General features: G+C 65.0%; 18 protein-coding genes. 7 read left to right on the forward strand and 11 right to left on the reverse strand.

What is annotated here, in order from left to right:
* The first annotated feature begins 27 nt into the window (after nt 1–27).
* Nucleotides 28–2,235: a phosphoribosylformylglycinamidine synthase subunit PurL gene (purL, locus tag ACFFWD_RS34590; protein WP_376973192.1), complete on the forward strand. Its 2,208-nt coding sequence runs from the start codon at nt 28–30 to the stop codon at nt 2,233–2,235.
* Nucleotides 2,236–2,342: 107 nt separating this feature from the next.
* On the opposite strand, the gene ACFFWD_RS34595 is transcribed toward purL, so the two are convergent.
* Nucleotides 2,343–3,527 (reverse strand): acyltransferase family protein, encoded by a 1,185-nt coding sequence (locus ACFFWD_RS34595; RefSeq protein WP_376973194.1) that lies wholly within the window; start codon nt 3,525–3,527, stop codon nt 2,343–2,345.
* A gap of 355 nt (nt 3,528–3,882) precedes the next feature.
* Nucleotides 3,883–4,242, reverse strand: coding sequence for a DUF427 domain-containing protein (locus ACFFWD_RS34600; RefSeq protein WP_376973196.1), 360 nt, complete (start codon nt 4,240–4,242; stop codon nt 3,883–3,885).
* Nucleotides 4,243–4,426: 184 nt separating this feature from the next.
* Between ACFFWD_RS34600 and ACFFWD_RS34605 the strand changes: the two genes are divergently transcribed.
* Both ACFFWD_RS34605 and ACFFWD_RS34610 read left to right on the forward strand, forming a co-directional pair.
* On the forward strand, nt 4,427–4,663 hold the full coding sequence (locus ACFFWD_RS34605) for a BolA family protein (RefSeq protein WP_016843470.1): 237 nt from the start codon (nt 4,427–4,429) through the stop codon (nt 4,661–4,663).
* A gap of 27 nt (nt 4,664–4,690) precedes the next feature.
* A complete protein-coding gene (locus ACFFWD_RS34610) occupies nt 4,691–5,869 on the forward strand; it encodes a low temperature requirement protein A (RefSeq protein WP_376973198.1) in 1,179 nt (392 codons plus the stop codon).
* Between the two features lie 13 nt (nt 5,870–5,882).
* On the opposite strand, the gene egtD is transcribed toward ACFFWD_RS34610, so the two are convergent.
* Both egtD and egtB read right to left on the reverse strand, forming a co-directional pair.
* On the reverse strand, nt 5,883–6,854 hold the full coding sequence (gene egtD / locus ACFFWD_RS34615) for an L-histidine N(alpha)-methyltransferase (RefSeq protein WP_376973200.1): 972 nt from the start codon (nt 6,852–6,854) through the stop codon (nt 5,883–5,885).
* 53 nt (nt 6,855–6,907) lie between these two features.
* On the reverse strand, nt 6,908–8,131 hold the full coding sequence (egtB, locus tag ACFFWD_RS34620) for an ergothioneine biosynthesis protein EgtB (protein ID WP_376973289.1): 1,224 nt from the start codon (nt 8,129–8,131) through the stop codon (nt 6,908–6,910).
* A 337-nt stretch (nt 8,132–8,468) separates the two neighbouring features.
* On the opposite strand from egtB, the gene grxD reads away from it, so the two are divergent.
* Genes grxD through ACFFWD_RS34640 form a run of 4 tightly spaced genes read left to right on the forward strand, consistent with a single transcriptional unit; the run spans nt 8,469 to nt 11,942 of the window.
* Nucleotides 8,469–8,801: a Grx4 family monothiol glutaredoxin gene (gene grxD / locus ACFFWD_RS34625; protein ID WP_376973202.1), complete on the forward strand. Its 333-nt coding sequence runs from the start codon at nt 8,469–8,471 to the stop codon at nt 8,799–8,801.
* A gap of 2 nt (nt 8,802–8,803) precedes the next feature.
* Nucleotides 8,804–9,352, forward strand: a complete 549-nt coding sequence (locus ACFFWD_RS34630; RefSeq protein ID WP_376973204.1) for an O-acetyl-ADP-ribose deacetylase — start codon at nt 8,804–8,806, stop codon at nt 9,350–9,352.
* A 45-nt stretch (nt 9,353–9,397) separates the two neighbouring features.
* Nucleotides 9,398–10,678: a serine hydrolase domain-containing protein gene (locus ACFFWD_RS34635; RefSeq protein ID WP_376973291.1), complete on the forward strand. Its 1,281-nt coding sequence runs from the start codon at nt 9,398–9,400 to the stop codon at nt 10,676–10,678.
* A complete protein-coding gene (locus ACFFWD_RS34640; RefSeq protein WP_376973206.1) occupies nt 10,659–11,942 on the forward strand; it encodes a serine hydrolase domain-containing protein in 1,284 nt (427 codons plus the stop codon). Before ACFFWD_RS34635 ends, ACFFWD_RS34640 begins: the two co-directional genes overlap by 20 nt.
* Before the next feature lie 102 nt (nt 11,943–12,044).
* Here the strand turns inward: ACFFWD_RS34640 and ACFFWD_RS34645 are convergent, their stop codons facing one another.
* The 7 genes from ACFFWD_RS34645 to ACFFWD_RS34675 form a co-directional block, all read right to left on the reverse strand.
* Entirely contained in the window at nt 12,045–13,112 is a 1,068-nt protein-coding gene (locus ACFFWD_RS34645) for a threonine aldolase family protein (RefSeq protein WP_376973208.1), read from the reverse strand.
* Nucleotides 13,113–13,207: 95 nt separating this feature from the next.
* Nucleotides 13,208–13,825 carry a 30S ribosomal protein S4 gene (gene rpsD / locus ACFFWD_RS34650; RefSeq protein ID WP_376973210.1) on the reverse strand — a complete coding sequence of 206 codons (618 nt, stop codon included), beginning with the start codon at nt 13,823–13,825 and terminating at the stop codon, nt 13,208–13,210.
* A 242-nt stretch (nt 13,826–14,067) separates the two neighbouring features.
* Nucleotides 14,068–14,853 (reverse strand): acyltransferase, encoded by a 786-nt coding sequence (locus ACFFWD_RS34655; protein WP_376973212.1) that lies wholly within the window; start codon nt 14,851–14,853, stop codon nt 14,068–14,070.
* Between the two features lie 106 nt (nt 14,854–14,959).
* Nucleotides 14,960–15,349, reverse strand: a complete 390-nt coding sequence (locus ACFFWD_RS34660) for a cupin domain-containing protein (protein ID WP_376973214.1) — start codon at nt 15,347–15,349, stop codon at nt 14,960–14,962.
* A gap of 872 nt (nt 15,350–16,221) precedes the next feature.
* Nucleotides 16,222–17,001 carry a quinoprotein dehydrogenase-associated SoxYZ-like carrier gene (locus tag ACFFWD_RS34665; protein WP_376973216.1) on the reverse strand — a complete coding sequence of 260 codons (780 nt, stop codon included), beginning with the start codon at nt 16,999–17,001 and terminating at the stop codon, nt 16,222–16,224.
* A gap of 22 nt (nt 17,002–17,023) precedes the next feature.
* Nucleotides 17,024–17,590, reverse strand: coding sequence for a rhodanese-like domain-containing protein (locus ACFFWD_RS34670; protein ID WP_376973218.1), 567 nt, complete (start codon nt 17,588–17,590; stop codon nt 17,024–17,026).
* A complete protein-coding gene (locus tag ACFFWD_RS34675) occupies nt 17,587–18,552 on the reverse strand; it encodes a quinoprotein relay system zinc metallohydrolase 2 (RefSeq protein WP_376973220.1) in 966 nt (321 codons plus the stop codon). The genes ACFFWD_RS34670 and ACFFWD_RS34675 overlap by 4 nt, the downstream gene beginning before the upstream one ends.
* Between the last annotated feature and the right edge of the window lie 88 nt (nt 18,553–18,640).

The raw sequence follows: 18,640 nt of genomic DNA on the forward strand, positions 1-18,640 counted from the left end.
CCTGTCGATCTACCTAATAAGGGACCCATGAACGAGCCCCAGATCACCCCCGAACTCGTCGCCGCCCACGGGCTGAAGCCGGACGAGTATGAGCGCATCCTCAAGCTGATCGGGCGGGTGCCGACCTTCACGGAGCTCGGGATCTTCTCGGCGATGTGGAACGAGCACTGCTCGTACAAGTCATCGCGCATTCATCTGCGCGGACTGCCGACCAAGGCGCCCTGGGTAATCCAGGGCCCCGGCGAGAACGCCGGTGTGATCGATATCGGCGACGGGCAGGCGGTGGTCTTCAAGATGGAGAGCCACAACCACCCGAGCTACATCGAGCCCTATCAGGGCGCGACGACAGGCGTCGGCGGCATCCTGCGCGACGTCTTCACCATGGGCGCGCGCCCGATCGCCTGCCTCAACGCGCTCTCCTTTGGCGCGCCGGAGCATCCCAAGACCCGCCATTTGGTGTCCGGCGTGGTTGCGGGCGTCGGCGGCTACGGCAATTCCTTCGGCGTGCCGACGGTCGGCGGCCAGGTGCGCTTCCACACGCGCTATGACGGCAACATCCTCGTCAACGCGATGGCGGTGGGCCTCGCCGACGCCGACAAGATTTTCTATGCGGCCGCCTCCGGCGTGAACATGCCGATCGTCTATCTCGGCTCCAAGACCGGCCGCGACGGCATCCATGGCGCCTCGATGGCGTCGGCCGAATTCGACGATGCCTCGGAGGAGAAGCGCCCGACCGTGCAGGTCGGCGATCCCTTCGCCGAAAAGCTGCTGCTCGAGGCCTGCCTCGAGATCATGGAAAAGGGCTGCGTGATCGCGATCCAGGACATGGGCGCGGCGGGCCTGACCTGCTCGGCGGTCGAGATGGGCGCCAAGGGCGACCTCGGCATCGAGCTCGACCTCAACGCGGTGCCGACCCGTGAGACCGGCATGAGCGCCTACGAGATGATGCTCTCGGAGAGCCAGGAGCGCATGCTCATGGTGCTCAAGCCCGAGAAGGAGCAAGAGGCCGAGGCGATCTTCCGCAAATGGGGGCTCGATTTCGCCATCGTCGGCTACACCACGCCGACCAAGCGCTTCGTCGTCAAGCATGGCGGCGACGTGATGGCCGATCTGCCGATCAAGGAGCTCGGCGACGAGGCCCCGGTCTATGACCGCCCGCACGTCGCCTCGAGCGCGCAACCGGTGATCCACGCGCGCGACGTCAAGGCCCCGCTCGGCATTGCGCAGGCGCTGGAGAAGCTGATCGGCACGCCGGAGCTGTGCTCGAAGCGCTGGGTGTGGGAACAGTACGACCACGTCATTCTCGGGAACACCGTGCAGCGCCCCGGCGGCGATGCCGCCGTCGTCCGCGTCGAGGATGGCCCGAAGGGGCTTGCACTCACCGTCGACGTCACGCCGCGCTATTGCGAGGCCGATCCGTTCGAGGGCGGCAAGCAGGCGGTGGCGGAAGCCTGGCGCAACATCACCGCGGTCGGCGGCCGGCCGCTTGCGATCACCGACAATCTCAACTTCGGCAATCCGGAGCGGCCCGAGATCATGGGCCAGTTCGTCGGCTGCCTGAAGGGCATTTCGGAAGCCTGCCGCACGCTGGACTTCCCGGTCGTCTCCGGCAACGTGTCGCTCTACAACGAGACCAATGGCCGCGGCATTTTGCCGACCCCGTCGATCGGCGGCGTCGGCGTGCTCGACGATTTCACCAAGTCGGCGACCTTGGCGTTCAAGGCGACGGGCGAGGCAATCCTGCTGGTCGGCGACACGCATGGTTGGATCGGCCAATCGGTCTATCTGCGCGAGGTCTGCGGCCGCGAGGAGGGCGCTCCGCCGCCGGTCGATCTCGCCGCCGAGAAGCGCAATGGCGATGTCGTCCGCGGCATGATCCACGCCGGCACCGCGACCGCAGTGCATGACGTCTCCGACGGCGGGCTATTGATCGCGCTCGCCGAGATGGCGATCGCTGGTGGCATCGGCGCGCAGTTTCTGGCGGCGCCGTCTTCGATCGTGCCGCATGCCTACTGGTTCGGCGAGGACCAGGCGCGCTACATCGTCACCGTGCCGGAGGCTGAAGCCGGCCGCGTGCTCGCCAAGATGAAGGGCGCGGGCGTGCCCTGCGCGCGCATCGGCACCACCGGCGGCGACGCGATCGCGGTTGCCGGCGAGCCGCCGGTTACGGTCGCGGCGCTCAACACCGCCTTCGAGGCCTGGCTACCTTCCTATATGGGCGGCAAGGCGGCGTAAGTCTCTCCGTCATTGCGAGGAGCGAAGCGACGAAGCAATCCATTCTTTTCGCGGGCAGATGGATTGCTTCGCTTCGCTCGCAATGACGATGTTGGGTCTACCGGTCCTCACAGCACGTGATTTGAGCCGGGGATCTTCCGCAGCGCCGCGGTCGCGCCCCAGCTTAGGATCACCGTGGCAACGAACGCGAACGCAGCCTTCGCAATCGCCGGCAGCTCGAAATCGAACAGCCAGTATTGCAGCCACAGCACGATCGGATAGTGCACCAGGAACATGCCATAGGCGTCGGCCTGCATGCGGTCGAGCAGCGTCGGGCCCGGCGCCTTCGAGTGCAGGAAGAAGGCGAGGATCGCAAACAGGATCGAGGCGCTGAACAGCACGAAGAACGTACCATAGATCGCGAGATACCAGGACGGCAGCGGATCGGGGTTACCGATGATCTCGCGCTTGATGTAGATCATGACCCACAGCAGGGCGTAGGGGATCACGGTCACGCCGACCCAAAGCCAGCGCTGGTTCGGCAATTGACCTCTGGCGCCGAGGACGCCGCCATCGAAATGTGCCGCGCCGATGCCTGCACCGATGAAGAAATAGGACGCATAGAGCAGCACACGGCTAGCCTGCACGGAGAACGGTCCGAATTCGAACCAGCGGTTTTGGCCGTAATAGACGAGCAGCGGGATGTAGAGAATCGCGCTTGCGACGGCGAGAAACAGCCAGAACGTCGCCGGGCGATCGAAACCCTTCAGCGACAGCCGGTTGATCGGATCGAGCAGGTTCGGCGACAGGCGGTAGAGCAGGCTTGCGGTCACGTCGAACGCAAGCAGCACCCAGACGAACCAGATCGGGCCGCTCGCCCAGGGTCCGACGCTGACGGTCTTCCACCAGAATTCCGAGAAGGTGACGTCGGGCGATTGCCGCAGCTCGATCGCATAATAGGCGAGCGGAATGAGCGTGAAGGCACAGATCACGAAGGGCAGGCCGAGCCGCAGCAGCCGGTCGCGCAGGAAGATGTGCAGCGCCTTGTGACCGAGCCCCGGCCAAACGAACAGCCCCGACACGAAGAAGAACATCGCCATGAAGAAGCTATCGGTGGCGAGCACGACGACGTCGAAGCCGATCCAGGATGTCGGATCGGTATGCCCAAAATGAGTGTAGGGGATCACCGCGTGATGCAGCAGCACCACCAGCGTCAGAAAGGTACGCGCGCGATCGAGCGCAGCGTTGCGCGACCTGGTACGCGGCGTCGCGTGGACATCCGCGGCTGCAGCATTTTGAGAAATGGACGACATCAAAATCCCCGGCAAGGTGAGCGGGCGAATTGTTGCAACCGCGAACCCGATTCAGCAAGGCCCAAGCATTCGACCGACGTTCGGGCCAACGGGCCCGCGTATCACTGGCAGTCTCGATTCGGGAACGAGCGCGGTCGTTTCCGTCGTGATCTTCCTGGTGCTTCTGATCCTCGGGCTCACGATCATCGTGGATGTTGCGATCGGCGAGGCCAAGCAAGCGTCGTCATGCCCGGGCAAGAGCGCGAAGCGCGGCTTCGCGCGAGATGTCCGTGCTTCCACGTCTTGTGTGCGTCGAAGAAGAGAGACGTGGATGGCCGGGGCTTCGCCCGGCCATGGCGGAGGGCGAGCGCATCCGTTACGCCACTTCCTCGATCTTCACCTTGTCCGGATAGAAGGCGAGATGGCCGGCGATCTCGGCCATGGCCGGAAAGGGCGTCTCGTAGGTCCAGATCGCGTTGTCCAGCGTCGTGCCGTTGGCCTTGATGCTGAAGTAGTTCGCGTCCCCCTTGTAGGGGCAGTGCGTGGTCCGCTCGGTGCGGGCCAGGAGCTCCATGTTGGCGTCCTGGCGCGGCACATATTGCACGGCGGGATAGCTCGCTTCCTTCAATGTCAGCGCGTGGGTGGTATCGGCGATGACGACGCCATTGGCGGTGACGCGGACGCGCTTGGGATTGGCCGTGATCGTGATCGGGTGGTCGGGACCGGGTAGCTTCATGGTTCTGCGCCCTTTTTGGTCATTTCGGCCGAACGGCTTGTGACCGATTGATGCAGGTTTAAATCGCTGGGAATGGGAATATAGTATCGGCCGGGATGACCTAGAAGACCGCAGGCGCTAGGTTTCACCGTCCCGGCCGCGACAGCCGGCCGTGATTCGAATGACCTTATGGAGGTGTACTGGGATGCCGATGGACGCCCGCGATATCGAATCGATGATCAAGGCGGCTATTCCGGATGCCGAGGTGACGATCCGCGATCTGGCCGGCGATGGCGACCACTACGCGGCGACCGTGATTTCGGAGTCGTTCCGCGGCAAGTCCCGCGTCCAGCAGCACCAGATCGTTTACCAGTCGCTCAAGGGACAGATGGGCGGCGTGCTGCACGCGTTGGCCCTGCAGACCGGCGTGCCCGAAGGCTAGAACCGGCCGCCGGCGAGGGCCGCATCGATGGTGGACAATCCGCGCGGTGCGATGTTCCGCGTCATCGTGCCGAACCAGCACAGCCGCGTCACCAATGCCGAGCTGTTCTACGACCTCGTCTTCGTCTACGCGGTCACGCAGCTGTCGCACACGTTGCTGGCCCATTTCAGCCTGATCGGCGCGGTGCACGTCACGCTGCTGTTCCTCGCGGTGTGGTGGGTGTGGGTGTTCACGACCTGGGTCACCAACTGGCTCGACCCGGAGCTCACCCCCGTCCGCGTCATGCTGTTCCTGATGATGCTCGGCGGGCTTGTGCTGTCGACCTCGATCCCGACCGCGTTCGAGGGGCGCGGGCTGTGGTTCGCCGGCGCCTATGCGGCCATGCAGATCGGCCGCACCCTGTTCTGGTTGCTGGTGACGCCGTCGCACCGGACGCTAGTGCGTCACAATGCGATCCGCATCCTGGTCTGGCTATCGGCCTCGGCGGTGTTCTGGATCCTCGGCGGGCTTGCCGAGGGGCAGTCGCGCCTCTGGTTCTGGGTCGTCGCGGTCGCGATCGAATATGTCGCGCCGGCGGTGCGTTTCTGGACGCCCGGACTGGGCTTTTCCTCGGTCGAAGCCTGGGCCGTCGAGGGCGGCCACATGGCCGAGCGCTGCGCTGGGTTCATCATCATCGCGCTGGGCGAGGCGATCGTCGTCAATGCCGCGACCTTTGCCGACCTGACCTGGACCACTGGGAGCGTCGGCGCGTTCCTGTCCGCCTTCGTCGGCAGCATTGCGATGTGGTGGATCTATTTCCACAAGGGCGCGGAGGCCGGCTCGGCGGCGATTTCGCAATCGCAGGAAACCGGGCGGATGGCGCGGCTCGCCTACACCTATCTGCACATGCCGATCGTCGGCGGCATCATCCTTGCGGCGGTTGCCGACGAGGTCGTGCTCAAGCACCCCGCGGGCCATTCCGATCTGAAGACGGTGTTCAGCGCCGTCGGCGGACCGCTCCTGTTCCTGGTTGGAACGATCCTGTTCAAGCATTCGATCCGCGGCTTCCTCCAGCTCTCGCATGGCGTCGGCATCGTCGCGCTCGCCGTCACCGCCTATTTTGCCGGCGAGATGTCGCCACTGATGCTCTCGATCGTCACCACCGCGATCATGATCGTGGTCGCGGCGTGGGAATCGATCTCGCTGCGGTCACCGGCGGAGCAGTAGCGGCCCCGACGTCTCAGTCGGAGGCCGCCAGCGCATGCACCGAGAACATCCTGGCCGCATCGGTCCAGGTGTCCCGCACCGTCCAGCCCGCGCCCCGGGCCAGCGCGGTGAAGCGCTCGAGCGAATATTTGTAGCTGTTCTCGGTGTGGATGCTCTCGCCCGGGCGGAACGCGAAGCTATTGCCGAGGATGCGCACCGTCTGCGCCTTCCGGCTGATCAGGTGCATCTCGATGCGATGGTGGTCGCGGTTGTAGATCGAGCGGTGCGTGAACGCCGACAGGTCGAAATTGCCGCCGAGCTCGCGGTTGATGCGAACCAGCACGTTGAGATTGAAACGCGCAGTGACGCCTGCCGCGTCGTTGTAGGCGTCGTACAGCACGCGCTCGTCCTTTTCGAGGTCGACGCCGATGATCATCTGGGCGCGGCGGCCGAGGATCTTGCGCGCGCTGCGCAGGAAGGCGGCGGCCTCATGCGGCTCGAAATTGCCGAGCGTCGAGCCCGGGAAGAAGCCGACCTTGGGCAAGCCGGCGACGGCTTCCGGCAGCGCGAACGGCGTCGTGAAATCGGCGGCAACCGGATGGATGTCGAGATCGCAGAAATCTTTGCGCAAGCCGTCGGCCTGCGCATTGAGGAAGTCGCCGGAGATGTCGACCGGCACGTAGGCACCGAACTCGCAATGCTCGAGCAGGAGGCGGACCTTGGTGGTCGCGCCGGCGCCGAACTCGACGAGTGCCGCACCGTCGGGGATGAGCGCCGCGATCTCGCGGCCGCGGTCGCGCAAAATCCCGAGCTCGGTGCGCGTCGGATAGTATTCCGGCAGCACCGTGATCTGCTCGAACAGCTCGGAGCCGGCGGCGTCATAGAAATATTTCGGCGACAGCCGTTTCGGGTGGCGGCCGAGATCGCCGATCACGTCGCCGGCAAACGCCGAGGTCGCTTCGTCGAACGGATACCCTTTGGCCAAAGCGGCGGCGTGCACATTCATGATACTCTCCTGAACGCGCTTACCGGCGCGCTATTGATGGCAACTGGAATCAATCAGGCGTAGTCTGCGAGGCGTAACCCCGTGAATTGCCAGCGATGGTGCGGATAGAAGAAGTTGCGGTAGGTGACGCGGCAATGGCCTGATGGCGTCGCCAGCGAGGAGCCGCGCAGCACCAGCTGGTTGACCATGAACTTGCCGTTGTACTCGCCGAGCGCACCCTCGATCGCGCGGTAGCCCGGATAGGGCGAGTAGGCGCTGCGGGTCCACTGCCAGACGATGCCGAAGGCATCGTTGAGCTGGCCTGAGCGTGCGGCGACCTCCCATTCCATTTCGGTCGGCAGGTGCTTGCCGGCCCAGCGGGCGAAGGCGTCGGCTTCGTAGTAGCTGACGTGACAAACCGGCGCCAAGGGATCGATCGGCTGCACGCCGCCGAGCGTCATGATCTTCCATTCGCCGTCGATCTCGCGCCAATGGCCCGGCGCCTGCCAACCCTCGTTGTTGACCACGGCAAAGCCGTCCATCAGCCACAGCGTCGCGGTCGAATAGCCGCCGTCCCGCATGAAGGCGAGCCATTCGGCATTGGTGACGAGATTCTTCGCGAGCTTGACCGGGCCGACGAGGGCGCGGTGCGCGGGCTTCTCGTTGTCGAAATGGAAACTGTCGTCGCCGTGTCCGACAGTGTGGATGCCCTCGTTCAGCGTCACCCACCCCTCGGCCCCGCGGTGCGAGGCCGGGAAACGCCATGCCGGATCGTAGGCCGGCGGGATAGGGTTTTGCGCAAACGCATGCAGGATGTCGGTGAACATCAACTCCTGATGCTGCTGTTCGTGATTGAGGCCGACCTCGACCAGCGGCACCAGCTTTTGCAGCGTCGCTTCGCCGGCGCTGTGGAAGAACTTGACCACCTCGGCATCGACATGGCGGCGGTACGCGGTGACTTCATCTGTTGTCGGGCGGGTCAGGTGGCCGCGTTGGTGGCGGGCATGCCGGGGACCGGCGCTGACGTAATACGAGTTGAAGAGATAGGCATAGTCGGGATGGAAGGGCGTGTAGCCGGCGACATGCTCGCCGAGCAGAAACTGTTCGAAGAACCAGGTCGTGTGCGCGCGGTGCCATTTGGCCGGGCTTGCGTCCGGCATCGACTGGATGAGCTGGTCCTCGGGCGACAATGGCGCGGCCCGGCGCTCGGTCTCGCCGCGGACTGACAGATAGGCATCCGCCAGTCGCTGGGCCAAAGGCCCGGACTCGGAAAGCAGTGACGGGGAGGGGGCGGACATGGCGGCCGCAGCAGATCCTGGTTTCGTCACGATGGTCTCCGATTCGGGAGAGAACGTTGCTTCAGCAAACTGGTTCCTGACGGACAGTTCGTCCTAGATAGGGGTTCCCATTCAGGAAAAAAGCCCTCCACCGTCGATTATATTGATGTCGTCAGACTATGGCCGGCGGGGCCGGCGCGGCCATTTTGGGGCCGCGGCCCAACCCGGGCGGCATGCCAGCCCCTCCATTTTGCTTTGGATGCACAATGGTTTGGGCTACATATATGGCAAGTCACGGGTTAAACAGGGCGGGCCGGCCCGTTGAGGCGTCAAGGCACCGCCCCATAAGGAAGCGAAAATGAGCATCGAGCAATTCATCGACAACGAAGTGAAGTCGAACGACGTCGTCCTGTTCATGAAGGGCACGCCGCAATTCCCGCAGTGCGGCTTTTCCGGTCAGGTCGTCCAGATCCTCGATCACATCGGTGTCGGCTACAAGGGCCTCAACGTTCTCGAGTCGGCCGAACTGCGCAACGGCATCAAAGTGTATTCGAACTGGCCGACCATCCCGCAGCTCTACGTGAAGGGTGAGTTCGTCGGCGGCTGCGATATCATCCGCGAGATGTTCCAGGCCGGTGAATTGCAGAAGCTGTTTGCCGACAAGGGCGTCCCGGTCAACGCGGCGGCCTGAACTTGTTCGCGCGCCAGATCGGCAAGGCGCGGCTTGAAGTCATCGTTGCCGACATCACGACATTACGCGTTGACGCCATCGTCAACGCGGCAAATTCGTCGCTCCTCGGTGGGGGTGGCGTCGACGGTGCGATCCATCGTGCCGCCGGGCCCGACCTGCTTGCCGAGTGCCGGACCCTCAACGGCTGTAAGACGGGCGATGCCAAGATCACCAAGGGCTACCAGCTTCCCGCCAAGCACGTGATCCATGCCGTCGGTCCGGTGTGGCATGGCGGCACGCAGCACGAAGACGAGCTGCTTGCGTCCTGCTATCGCCGTGCGCTCGAGCTCTGCCAGGCGAACCGCCTCGCCTCGGTGGCTTTCCCCGCGATCTCGACCGGCGTCTATCATTTTCCCGCCGATCGCGCGGCCCGCATTGCAATCGGCACGGTGGCGGATGCATTGGCCGCCTCGCCCGCGGTGACGCGCGTGGTCTTCTGCTGCTTCTCTGCCGCGAGCGGCCAATTGCACCAGGAGGCATTGGCGACCTTTGGCAGCCCTTGTGCCGACTGACGCGGCAGCTACACTCGCTGCCGATTACCCGGGGAGGGGGGCTTGATGAATTTATCTCAATTGTGGCGCGCAACGGCGGTCGGCGCGGTGTTGCTGGCGGCGCCGTCCGTTCGCGCCGAAGGCACCTACGAGATTCCGGCCGGAGCGCATTTCAACCAGGAGAAGCTCGGCAAGATCGGCGAGTTCTTCAGGAATGAGGTTGCGACCGGCAAGATCCCCGGCGCGCTCGTGCTGATCCAGCAGCACGGCAAGCCGGTCTATCACGAGGCGTTCGGCGTGCAGGACGTGGTCAGCAAGGCGCCGATCACGGACAAGACCATCTTCCGCCTGTTCTCGATGACGAAGGCGATCACCGCCGTGGTGTCGATGCAATTGCTCGAAGAGGGCAAGTACAAGCTCGACGATCCCGTCTCGAAGTACGTTCCGTCCTTTGCCAATGTGAAGGTCGGCGTCGAGAAGAAGGCCGAGGACGGCACCAAGACGCTCGAGCTGGTGGCGCCCAAACGGCCGATGACCATCCAGGATCTGATGACGCACACCTCCGGCATCACCTACGGCTTCTATGGCGACAGCCTGGTGCGCAAGGCCTACAAGGACGCGAATATCTATACCGGCGATTTCGACCTCGCCGAGTTCGCTGAACGGATCGCCAAGCTGCCGTTGCACAACCAGCCGGGCGGGCTCTGGCAGTACGGCCATTCGACCGACGTGCTGGCGCGCGTGATGGAGGTCGCGACCGGCAAGTCGCTGCTCGCGATCGAGCGGGAGAAGCTGCTCGATCCGCTCGGTATGAACGACACCCGCTTCTTTGTCACCGATCCCGAGAAGCAGAAGCTGATGGCGGAGCCGGTGCCGAACGACAGCGATTTCCGCGTCGGGCGGATCAACGATCCGACCAAGGTAAAGAAATGGGAGTCCGCCAGCGGTGGCATGGTCTCGACCATGGCGGACTATTCCCGCTTCGCGCAGATGCTGCTCAATGGCGGCACGTTCGAGGGCAAGACCTATCTGAAGCCCGAGACGTTCAAGGAGCTGACGACGGATCATGTCGGGCCGGGCTCGGGGGTCGAGCGCGACTTTTTCTATTTCCCCGGCGACGGCTTCGGCTTTGGGCTCGGGCTTGCGGTGCGTACCGATCCGGGCAATGCCAAGCCGCCGCCGCCCGGCGACCTCGGCGAGCTGAAATGGGATGGCGCCAGCGGCTGCTATTTCGTGGTCGACCGCAAGCAGGACATGTTCTCCATCCTTCTGGAGCAGACGCCGAGCGAGCGTCAGCGCATCCAGCGGACGCTGAAGCAGTTGATCTATGAAGCGATGGAGAATTGACCCGATCGGGCGCCGCGCGTTCGTCGCGGCGCTCGTCCTGCTGCTCGGCGCGCTCGGTGCACATGCGGGCTCGCCGGCCCGTGGCGCCCGCAGCCTTTCGCCCGAGGGACTGGCGAAGGTCTCCGATTATATCCGCAACGAGATCGTGACCGGGAAGATCCCCGGCGCCATCCTGCTGCTGCAGCAGCACGGCAAGCTGGTCTATTACGAGAATTTCGGCGTGCGCGATGTCGCCACCCAGGTCTCGATGAGCGCCGATACCATCTTCCGCCTCTATTCGATGTCGAAGCCGATCACCTCGGTCGCGGCGATGATGCTGGTCGAGGACGGCAAGCTTGCCCTGAACGATCCGGTCGCGAAATACATTCCGGCATTTGCCGACATGAAGGTCGCCGTGGAGACGCGCGGCGAGGACGGCAAGCTGAGACAGGCGCTGGAGCCGCTGAAGCGTCCGGTCACGATTCTGGACCTGCTGCGCCATACCGCCGGCGTGCCCTATGGCTATTACGGCGGGGGCCCGGTGAACAAGCTCTATGCCGACGCCGGGCTCTTCACCGGCGATCTTTCCAATGCCGAGCTCGTGGCCAAGATCACCGCGCTGCCGCTCGCCGAGCAGCCCGGCACGCAGTGGGATTACGGCCATGCCACCGACGTGCTCGGCCGCGTCATCGAGGTGATCTCGGGGCAATCGCTGTTTCAGTTCGAGAAGGAGCGGCTGCTCGATCCGCTCGGGATGAAGGAAACCACGTTCTATGTGGCCGATCCGGCAAATTGGCCGCGCATCGCCGAGCCGATGCCGGGCGATCGCGCGCTCAGCCCGATCAACCAGATCCGCGATCCGAGGAAGCCGCTGAAATGGCAATCGGGCGGCGGCGGGATGGTCGGCACCGTCGGCGACTATGCGCGCTTCGCACAGATGCTGCTGAACGGCGGCACCTATGAGGGACGGCGCTACCTCAAGCCGGAGACGATCGCGCTGATGGCGTCCGATCACATCGGCCCGGAGACCCACATTGCGCGCGACCAGAACTATTATCCGGGCGCGACCAGCGGCTTCGGCCTCGGCTTTGCCGTGCGCACCTCGGTGCCGCCGAACACGAGCTGGCCGCTCGGCGAATATCGCTGGGACGGCGTCGCCGGCACCTTCTTCTTCATCGATCCCGAGGACGATTTGTTCGGCATCTTCCTGGTGCAGACGCCGTCACAGCGCGGCCGGATCCAGCTCGCGCTCAAGACGCTGATCTACGAGGCGATGGGTAGGTGAACGCGGCCGTTTCGTAGCCCGGATGAAGCGAAGCGCAATCCGGGGATCAATGCCCGGGTTTCCCCGGATTTCGCTGCGCTTCATCCGGGCTACGGGTGGATGTTACGCCCCGCGCACGATATCGCGGACGTGCCCGATCATCTCCTCGATCTGGCCCGCGGTCACGTCGAGATGCGTGCAGGCCCTGATCCGGCCGTCCATCATCGCGAGCATCACGCCGCGCTTGCGTAGCTCGGCGACCATCTTGTCGCCGGCGACGCCGGCGCCGTCGGGCTTGAAGAAGACGAGGTTGGTCTCGGGCGCCTGCACCTCGATGCCGTTGATCTGCGCCAGCCCGCGCGCCAGCGCGCGCGCATTGGCGTGATCGTCGGCGAGGCGGTCGACGTGATGGTCGAGCGCATGGATGCAGGCAGCGGCGCAAACGCCGGACTGCCGCATCGAGCCGCCGAGGCGTTGCTTCCAGCGCCAGACGTCATCGATGAAGGCGCTTGTGCCGGCGATCACGCCGCCGATCGGCGCGCCGAGCCCCTTGGAGAAGTCGATCCACGCCGAATCCCACCCGGCCGCCATGTCGCGCGCGGAGATGCCAGTGGCGACGGTGGCGTTGAGCAGGCGCGCGCCGTCCATGTGGGTGGCGAGCCCGTGCGCCTTCGCGATCGTCACGATCTCGTCCAGCGCCGCCTTCTTCCAGATCGTGCCGCCGCCGATATTGGCGGTCTGCTCGACGCTGACCACGACCTGCGGTGGTTGATAGCGCGTGCGCGGATGCAGCGCGGCGCGGAAGTTGTCCGGCGTGAACTGGCCGTCGGCGCCGGGAAGCGGCGTGATCTGGAAGCCACCGAGGGCGGCATGCGCGCCGCCCTCGCGGGCGATGATATGCGCGGTCGCGTGCGCCAGGATCTCGTCGCCCGGCCGGCAATAGGCCAGCGTGGCGGCGACGTTGCACATCGTGCCCGACGGCATGAACACGGCGGCTTCCTTGCCGAGCAGGTCGGCGACGCGTTCGCAGAGCTCATTGGTGGTCGGATCGTCGCCGACCTGCTCGTCGCCGACCTCCGCTCTTGCCATCGCCTCGCGCATCGGCGCCGTCGGCTTGGTCTGGGTATCCGACAGCAGGTTGATGCGGACGGGCGGCGCCTTCGGATCGGGCGGGGCGGGGGTGTAGGACATGCTGAACTCTCTCGCTCTGATCGCGCGACGACTTTACCCAAACAAAAAGGCCCCGGCAAAACCGGGGCCTTTCGTATCTCGCAATGCTGCAGTGATCAGCGCGAATAGAATTCGACGATCAGGTGCGGCTCCATCTGCACCGGGAACGGCACGTCGGAGAGGCCGGGGATGCGGGTGAACTTCGCGGTCATCTTGGAGTGATCGACCTCGAGGAAATCGGGCACGTCGCGCTCGGGGAGCTGGGTCGCTTCCAGCACCGGGGTGAGCTGCTTGGAGGATTCCTTGACCTCGATGGTGTCGCCGACCTTCAGCTTGTAGCTGCCGATGTTGACGCGGCGGCCGTTCACCTTGACGTGGCCGTGGTTGATGAACTGGCGCGCGGCGAACATCGTGGAGACGAACTTGGCGCGGTAAACCACGGTGTCGAGACGGCGCTCGAGGAGGCCGATCAGGTTCTCACCGGTGTCGCCCTTGAGGCGGCCGGCCTCGACATAGATGCCGTGGAACTGGCGCTCGGAAATGTTGGCGTAGTAGCCCTTGAGCTTCTGCTTGGCGCGGAGCTGCACGCCGAAGTCGGAGAGCTTGCCCTTGCGGCGCTGGCCGTGCTGGCCAGGGCCGTATTCGCGGCGGTTCACGGGGCTCTTCGGGCGGCCCCAGATATTCTGGCCCAAGCGGCGATCGATCTTGTATTTCGCCTCACTGCGCTTTGTCATCGCGGTCCTCTTGCATCAGGTTTCAGGTTTTGAGGAAACGCGCCCTCCTGTGCACCGGCCGAAAGGCCTGCGCCGACAGGTCCGCCTCGAAAGCTCGAGGGCAAACCACGGGTCGCGAAACGCTTCGCGGGCCGAAACCGGCCCGCGAGCAAGGGGGTTCTTAAGCAGAAAGCCCCGTCCTGTCAAACAAAACGGCCGATCTTTCGGGCCCATTTGGCGCCAAAATCGGCCTTTCTGCGCCCTTACGACCCTATTCCGACGGCCCGAACCGGCTTCGGCTCGGTTTGCGGACGGATCGCGCGCAATTCGGCCGCTATCTCGCCGTTCAGCACCTGTTCCAGCTGGGTCAGCGTCCGTGCGATCAGGGCCGCATCGCAGACCCGGTGGTCCCAGCGCAGCACGGTCGCGACGGTCTGGTCCGGCCGGATCACGCCGTAGCTCAGCACGAACGGCCCCGGGCTCAGCGCGTGCAACTGGCCGGGGCCAAAGGCCGCGACCGAAGTCACGCCAAAGCTGCCGGAGAAGTTGGCGCGCTGCCGGCCGAAATTCATCCCGATCGCCCACGCCAGGCGGCGCAGCGGCAGCGGCAGGCGCGCCACGCACAGCATTTTGCGGAACGAGGGGATATCCGTCAGCGGGGCGCTCTTGGCGTGCCGGATCAGCGCGTCGATGTCGGCGAGCGCCATCTCGTCCGGCGCGCAGACGCGCTCGAACAGCACGCAGTCCTCGCCGTCCTCCTTGCGGGCGACCGCGACCATGCCGACGCTGCGCGGCAGTTCGTACAGCGCCGGCCACGGCCATTTGACGTAGAGCGTGCGCAGCACCGGCTCGCCCTTGGCGACCAGCGCAAACGCTTTGATGAAGATGGCGGCCCAGCCCGGCGCCTGCGCGGCCTGCGCGCGCGCCTCGACGACGGCGTGGACGTTCAAAGGACGGGTCAGCGAGACGAACGGCACGCGCATCGCGGCGTGCATGAGGTCGGTGACGAGGCGGCGCGGCAATGAAATTTTACAGGGCGTACCGCGCATCCGTTCCGCTCAAATTCCCATAATCAAACACCCGGCGAGCCAATATCGGTCGCTCGCCGACCCCCTGATAGCACGAAACAACCGGCTCGGGGCCAATTGGTTCTGCTTATGGCGTCGGCTTTGCCAGCGGCTCGCCGGCCTTGACCAGGTAAACCCCGAGCACCTTCATGGGCTTGTCGCCGGATGCCTTGGCGTCATGCACGGCACCTTCCGGAATCTGGTAGGAATCGCCGGCCTTCAGCTTCACCGGCGGCTTGCCGTCGATCAGAAGTTCGAGCTCGCCTTCCAGCACATAGCCGGTTTCCATGCCAGGATGGGTGTGACGGCCTGCCGCACCGCCCGCGGAAACCTCGGCAATCGCGGTCACCGTGTTGAAGCCGGCCGGGAAATCGAGTTTTTGCAGCGGCGTCCGCTTGATCCCGCTTTGCTGGGCAAAGGCGAGGCCGGCGCCGGCAAAGGCGATCACTGTGAGGCCGATCACAAATCTCTTCAGCATATGGTTGTTCTCCTTATTGCAACGTCCTGGCAGGGCCCTCTCGGGCCGAAAAAACTGCAACCTCATTTCGCCTGACGCGCGACGCGGACGCAAGCCCGCGATCTCGCGGCGCCTACCGCCCGAGTGTTGCGTGTCGCTTGCGCCTTGAAGATGAACAGAGGGCGCAGGGAAAGCCGGGCGCCGATTGCACCCGCGGGTCCCGAGCAACAAAAAGCTCGGGGGTAGGACCACAGGTGAAACCGGGAAACACGCCGGCTTTCCCTGCGCGATGGTTTTACGGCTTGCTTCGTGCTCTCCCCGGCTAACCGGAAACTCCGGCTTTCCCTGCGCGATGGTTTTACGGCTTCCTTCGTGCTCTCCCCGGCGAGACGGGCTTTTTTGTCACCGTCGTCCGCGAGGCGCTTTCGCGTCTTGCGAGGAGACACCAGCCACTGGGGCGTCAGGACCACACGACTTCGCCGTCCGCCTCACGCGCACTCGTCAGTTGCGCGCTCGGCGTCCACCGCATCCCACACCACGTTCGTGACGATCGCGAGCCGCCCCTCGTGTCGGGTGAGACGGCGGATTCATACACTGATTTTCAGTTCGCAAAAACAGAAATATTTTTGCGCCGAGGGCTTGCGCCGTCGGGCAAATCAGTGCCAATGCGCTGGTGCGTAGGGCAGATTAGCGCAGCGTAATCCGTCATTCCGTCCGCGTGACGAGCGGCGGATTACGCTGCGCTAATCCGCCCTGCGAAACTTGCTCTATCCCCGTCATTGCGAGCGGAGCGAAGCAATCCATGGCGCTATCCGGGGATAGATGGATTGCTTCGCTCCGCTCGCAATGACGAGGTGCGGTTCGAATTCGATCGTCAAGCAGTGCGCTCCGCGCTATTGAAGCGCGTCGAAATGCTGCGCGAACTGCGAGGACGAACTGTCCTGCATCCTGACGTCGACCTCGGCGTTGCCTTTTGCCTCATAGGTGAAGGCGATCGATGGGTCCTCGCTCAACGAGATGCCGCCGTCCATGTCGAACACGTTGACGCCGCCGACGCTGACGGTGACACGCTCCAGATAGCGCGCGGGGGTGTAGTCGCCGCTCGCGGTCTGCTGCATCCCGCTATAGTTCGGATGGCTGATGAGCAGCCGCGACGGCACCAGCGAGGGGTCGATCGAGCGATCGCGCCGCAACTGCATCTTGCCCATCCGCGCAAGCACGTCGGCCGATGCGGTTGCGCTCGGCGCCGAGCAGCCGCCCGCCGCCCTGATGTACTGCGACACCGCGTAGAGCCTGCCGTCGTCGGTCTCGGCGACGGCGTGGATCAGGGTGAATTCGTTGACGCGCACGCGCAACTTCAAGTCCTGCCGCGCAAAGGCCGGCCCGAGCCGGAACCGGCCCGCGAGCGGCATCGGATTGTTGTCGACGATAACCGACACCACGGCGATCGGCCGGTCGCCGATGAATTCCACGCTGACCGGTACCAAGGCCGCGTCCATCGCCTGCTCCGGGATATTCAGCTTCAGAAGCTGGCGGCCGTCTTCGATCGGCCGCTCGCCGAAGATGTCGCCGGCCACGTTCTTCCAGCGCGCCTCACGTTCGGCGCCGTCATCTGCTGCGGCAAGTGTGATGCCGGCGATGGCGAACAGGGCTGCGATCAGGAGTCGTCTCATCATCACTCTCCTTGGTGACCGGCTATTGCGAAGCCGGGCCTTCCGGCTCGGTGACGGCGGTGGGTAATCCTGAGTCCCGCCATGCCTCGATGCCGTGCGGATACCAGGCGACGTGCCGATAGCCTTCCGAGATCAGGCGCTTGGCGGCGTTCCAGCTTGCCCAGCAATCGGCGCGGCAATAGACCACGATCGATCTGTCGCGGTTGCCTTCCGTGAGCTCCGTCAGCCGGGTTCGGATGTAGTCGGTCATCGCCGCCGAGATGACGCCGGTGCCGGCGCCCGGAATCCAGACGCTGCGCGGGATGGTCCGATGCGGCATCGGTAGCCATGGTGACGACAAATGTTCGGGGCGCCGCGGCGCGGGAGAGACATCGATCAGCACCGTCGCTTCGTCGCCCAGCAGCCCGGCGAGCTCCTGCGTCGCAATGACGGTGCCGCCGGCAATCGTCGCCGGCAACCGGCCGTTCATCGGCCCCTGCCAGTAGCCCTTGGGTTCCGGCGGCGGACCCTCCTGCGCGCGTGCGCTCGACACGAGAGCCGCCATTGCGAGCATGGCGCAAATGACCGACGCGCAGCGCTTCCACGTCATTCCCATTCCAGCCGCCGATAGGCCTCGATCACGTTGCGGCCGTTATAGGCGTCGAACAGCGGCCAGCGCGTCCGTTCGGATTGTGCAACCGAAATGGCCGCGTCCTCGATCGGCAAACCCTTTTTGATCGCGGCGCGAGTCTCGTCGCGCAGCAGGGCGAGGTAACGTTCGAGCGGCGCGATCGCGTCCTGCACCTCCACCAGCGGCGGTCCGTGCCCCGGCACGGCGTGCCGGATGCCGGACGCGCGCATCGCCGCGAGCGCGGCGAGCCAGCCGTTGAGGTCACCGTCGAGCGCGGGCACCCGATCGACGAACAGCAAGTCGCTCGCCAGCAGAATGCCGGACGGCTTGTCGAGCACGCTGAGGTCGCAGACGGTGTGCGCGGGCGGATGCGCCGTCAGCACCAGGCTGCGGCCGCCGAGATCGAGTTCGAGCGGCTGGCCGTGTCGCACCAGCATCGTCGGAGACACGACATCGCCGGCCTCCGCCGCGCCAAGCAGCCGTTCGAGACCGGCGCGATAGAAGTCGCCGCGGGCGGCGAGCTGCTGCGGCAGCTCGGCATGGCCGATGAAGATCGCCCCGTCCTGCCTGAAGGCGGCTGCGCCGAAGATGTGGTCGGGATGGACGTGCGACAGCACGACATAGCGGATCGGCAATTGCGTGCGCGCGCGGATCGCCAGCAGCAGGCTCCTTCCGTCATGCAGGCTGCCGCCCGGATCGATCACGGCGACCGCGTCGCGTCCGATGATGAAGCCGAGATTGGCGATGCCATCGAAATTGCCGGCCGCGGCGTCCTCGGTCACGCCCCGGCGAACGTGAAGTCCGGGCGCGACCTCGATCATCGGCGCGGGGAGGGGCGCGAGCGACGCCGTCGCGCGCAATCGCGAGGGCACGCAGCACAGGCAAAGGCCACCCAGCAATGCCGCGCGACGCGACAGCGCCTTGTCCAAAGCGAAACCCATCAGTCCTCCCGCCGGAACTATAGCGAGGGGTCACCGACGTTGATCGGTACTTTGGTCGTAGGGAAGCTGTGGCCGACGACGAAGAGCG

It is taken from the genome of Bradyrhizobium erythrophlei, assembly GCF_042430365.1.
Taxonomy (GTDB): domain Bacteria; phylum Pseudomonadota; class Alphaproteobacteria; order Rhizobiales; family Xanthobacteraceae; genus Bradyrhizobium; species Bradyrhizobium erythrophlei.

Excerpts from the sequence above, each read along its gene's own strand:
- ACFFWD_RS34635 (WP_376973291.1), top strand. The coding sequence starts at position 9,398 with ATGAATTTATCTCAATTGTGGCGCGCAACGGCGGTCGGCGCGGTGTTG.
- ACFFWD_RS34655 (WP_376973212.1), bottom strand. The coding sequence starts at position 14,853 with ATGCGCGGTACGCCCTGTAAAATTTCATTGCCGCGCCGCCTCGTCACC.
- purL (WP_376973192.1), top strand. The coding sequence starts at position 28 with ATGAACGAGCCCCAGATCACCCCCGAACTCGTCGCCGCCCACGGGCTG.
- ACFFWD_RS34675 (WP_376973220.1), bottom strand. The coding sequence starts at position 18,552 with ATGGGTTTCGCTTTGGACAAGGCGCTGTCGCGTCGCGCGGCATTGCTG.
- ACFFWD_RS34660 (WP_376973214.1), bottom strand. The coding sequence starts at position 15,349 with ATGCTGAAGAGATTTGTGATCGGCCTCACAGTGATCGCCTTTGCCGGC.
- ACFFWD_RS34665 (WP_376973216.1), bottom strand. The coding sequence starts at position 17,001 with ATGAGACGACTCCTGATCGCAGCCCTGTTCGCCATCGCCGGCATCACA.
- rpsD (WP_376973210.1), bottom strand. The coding sequence starts at position 13,825 with ATGACAAAGCGCAGTGAGGCGAAATACAAGATCGATCGCCGCTTGGGC.
- egtB (WP_376973289.1), bottom strand. The coding sequence starts at position 8,131 with ATGTCCGCCCCCTCCCCGTCACTGCTTTCCGAGTCCGGGCCTTTGGCC.
- ACFFWD_RS34610 (WP_376973198.1), top strand. The coding sequence starts at position 4,691 with ATGGTGGACAATCCGCGCGGTGCGATGTTCCGCGTCATCGTGCCGAAC.
- ACFFWD_RS34645 (WP_376973208.1), bottom strand. The coding sequence starts at position 13,112 with ATGTCCTACACCCCCGCCCCGCCCGATCCGAAGGCGCCGCCCGTCCGC.
- egtD (WP_376973200.1), bottom strand. The coding sequence starts at position 6,854 with ATGAATGTGCACGCCGCCGCTTTGGCCAAAGGGTATCCGTTCGACGAA.
- ACFFWD_RS34640 (WP_376973206.1), top strand. The coding sequence starts at position 10,659 with ATGAAGCGATGGAGAATTGACCCGATCGGGCGCCGCGCGTTCGTCGCG.
- ACFFWD_RS34600 (WP_376973196.1), bottom strand. The coding sequence starts at position 4,242 with ATGAAGCTACCCGGTCCCGACCACCCGATCACGATCACGGCCAATCCC.
- ACFFWD_RS34605 (WP_016843470.1), top strand. The coding sequence starts at position 4,427 with ATGCCGATGGACGCCCGCGATATCGAATCGATGATCAAGGCGGCTATT.
- ACFFWD_RS34595 (WP_376973194.1), bottom strand. The coding sequence starts at position 3,527 with ATGTCGTCCATTTCTCAAAATGCTGCAGCCGCGGATGTCCACGCGACG.
- grxD (WP_376973202.1), top strand. The coding sequence starts at position 8,469 with ATGAGCATCGAGCAATTCATCGACAACGAAGTGAAGTCGAACGACGTC.
- ACFFWD_RS34670 (WP_376973218.1), bottom strand. The coding sequence starts at position 17,590 with ATGACGTGGAAGCGCTGCGCGTCGGTCATTTGCGCCATGCTCGCAATG.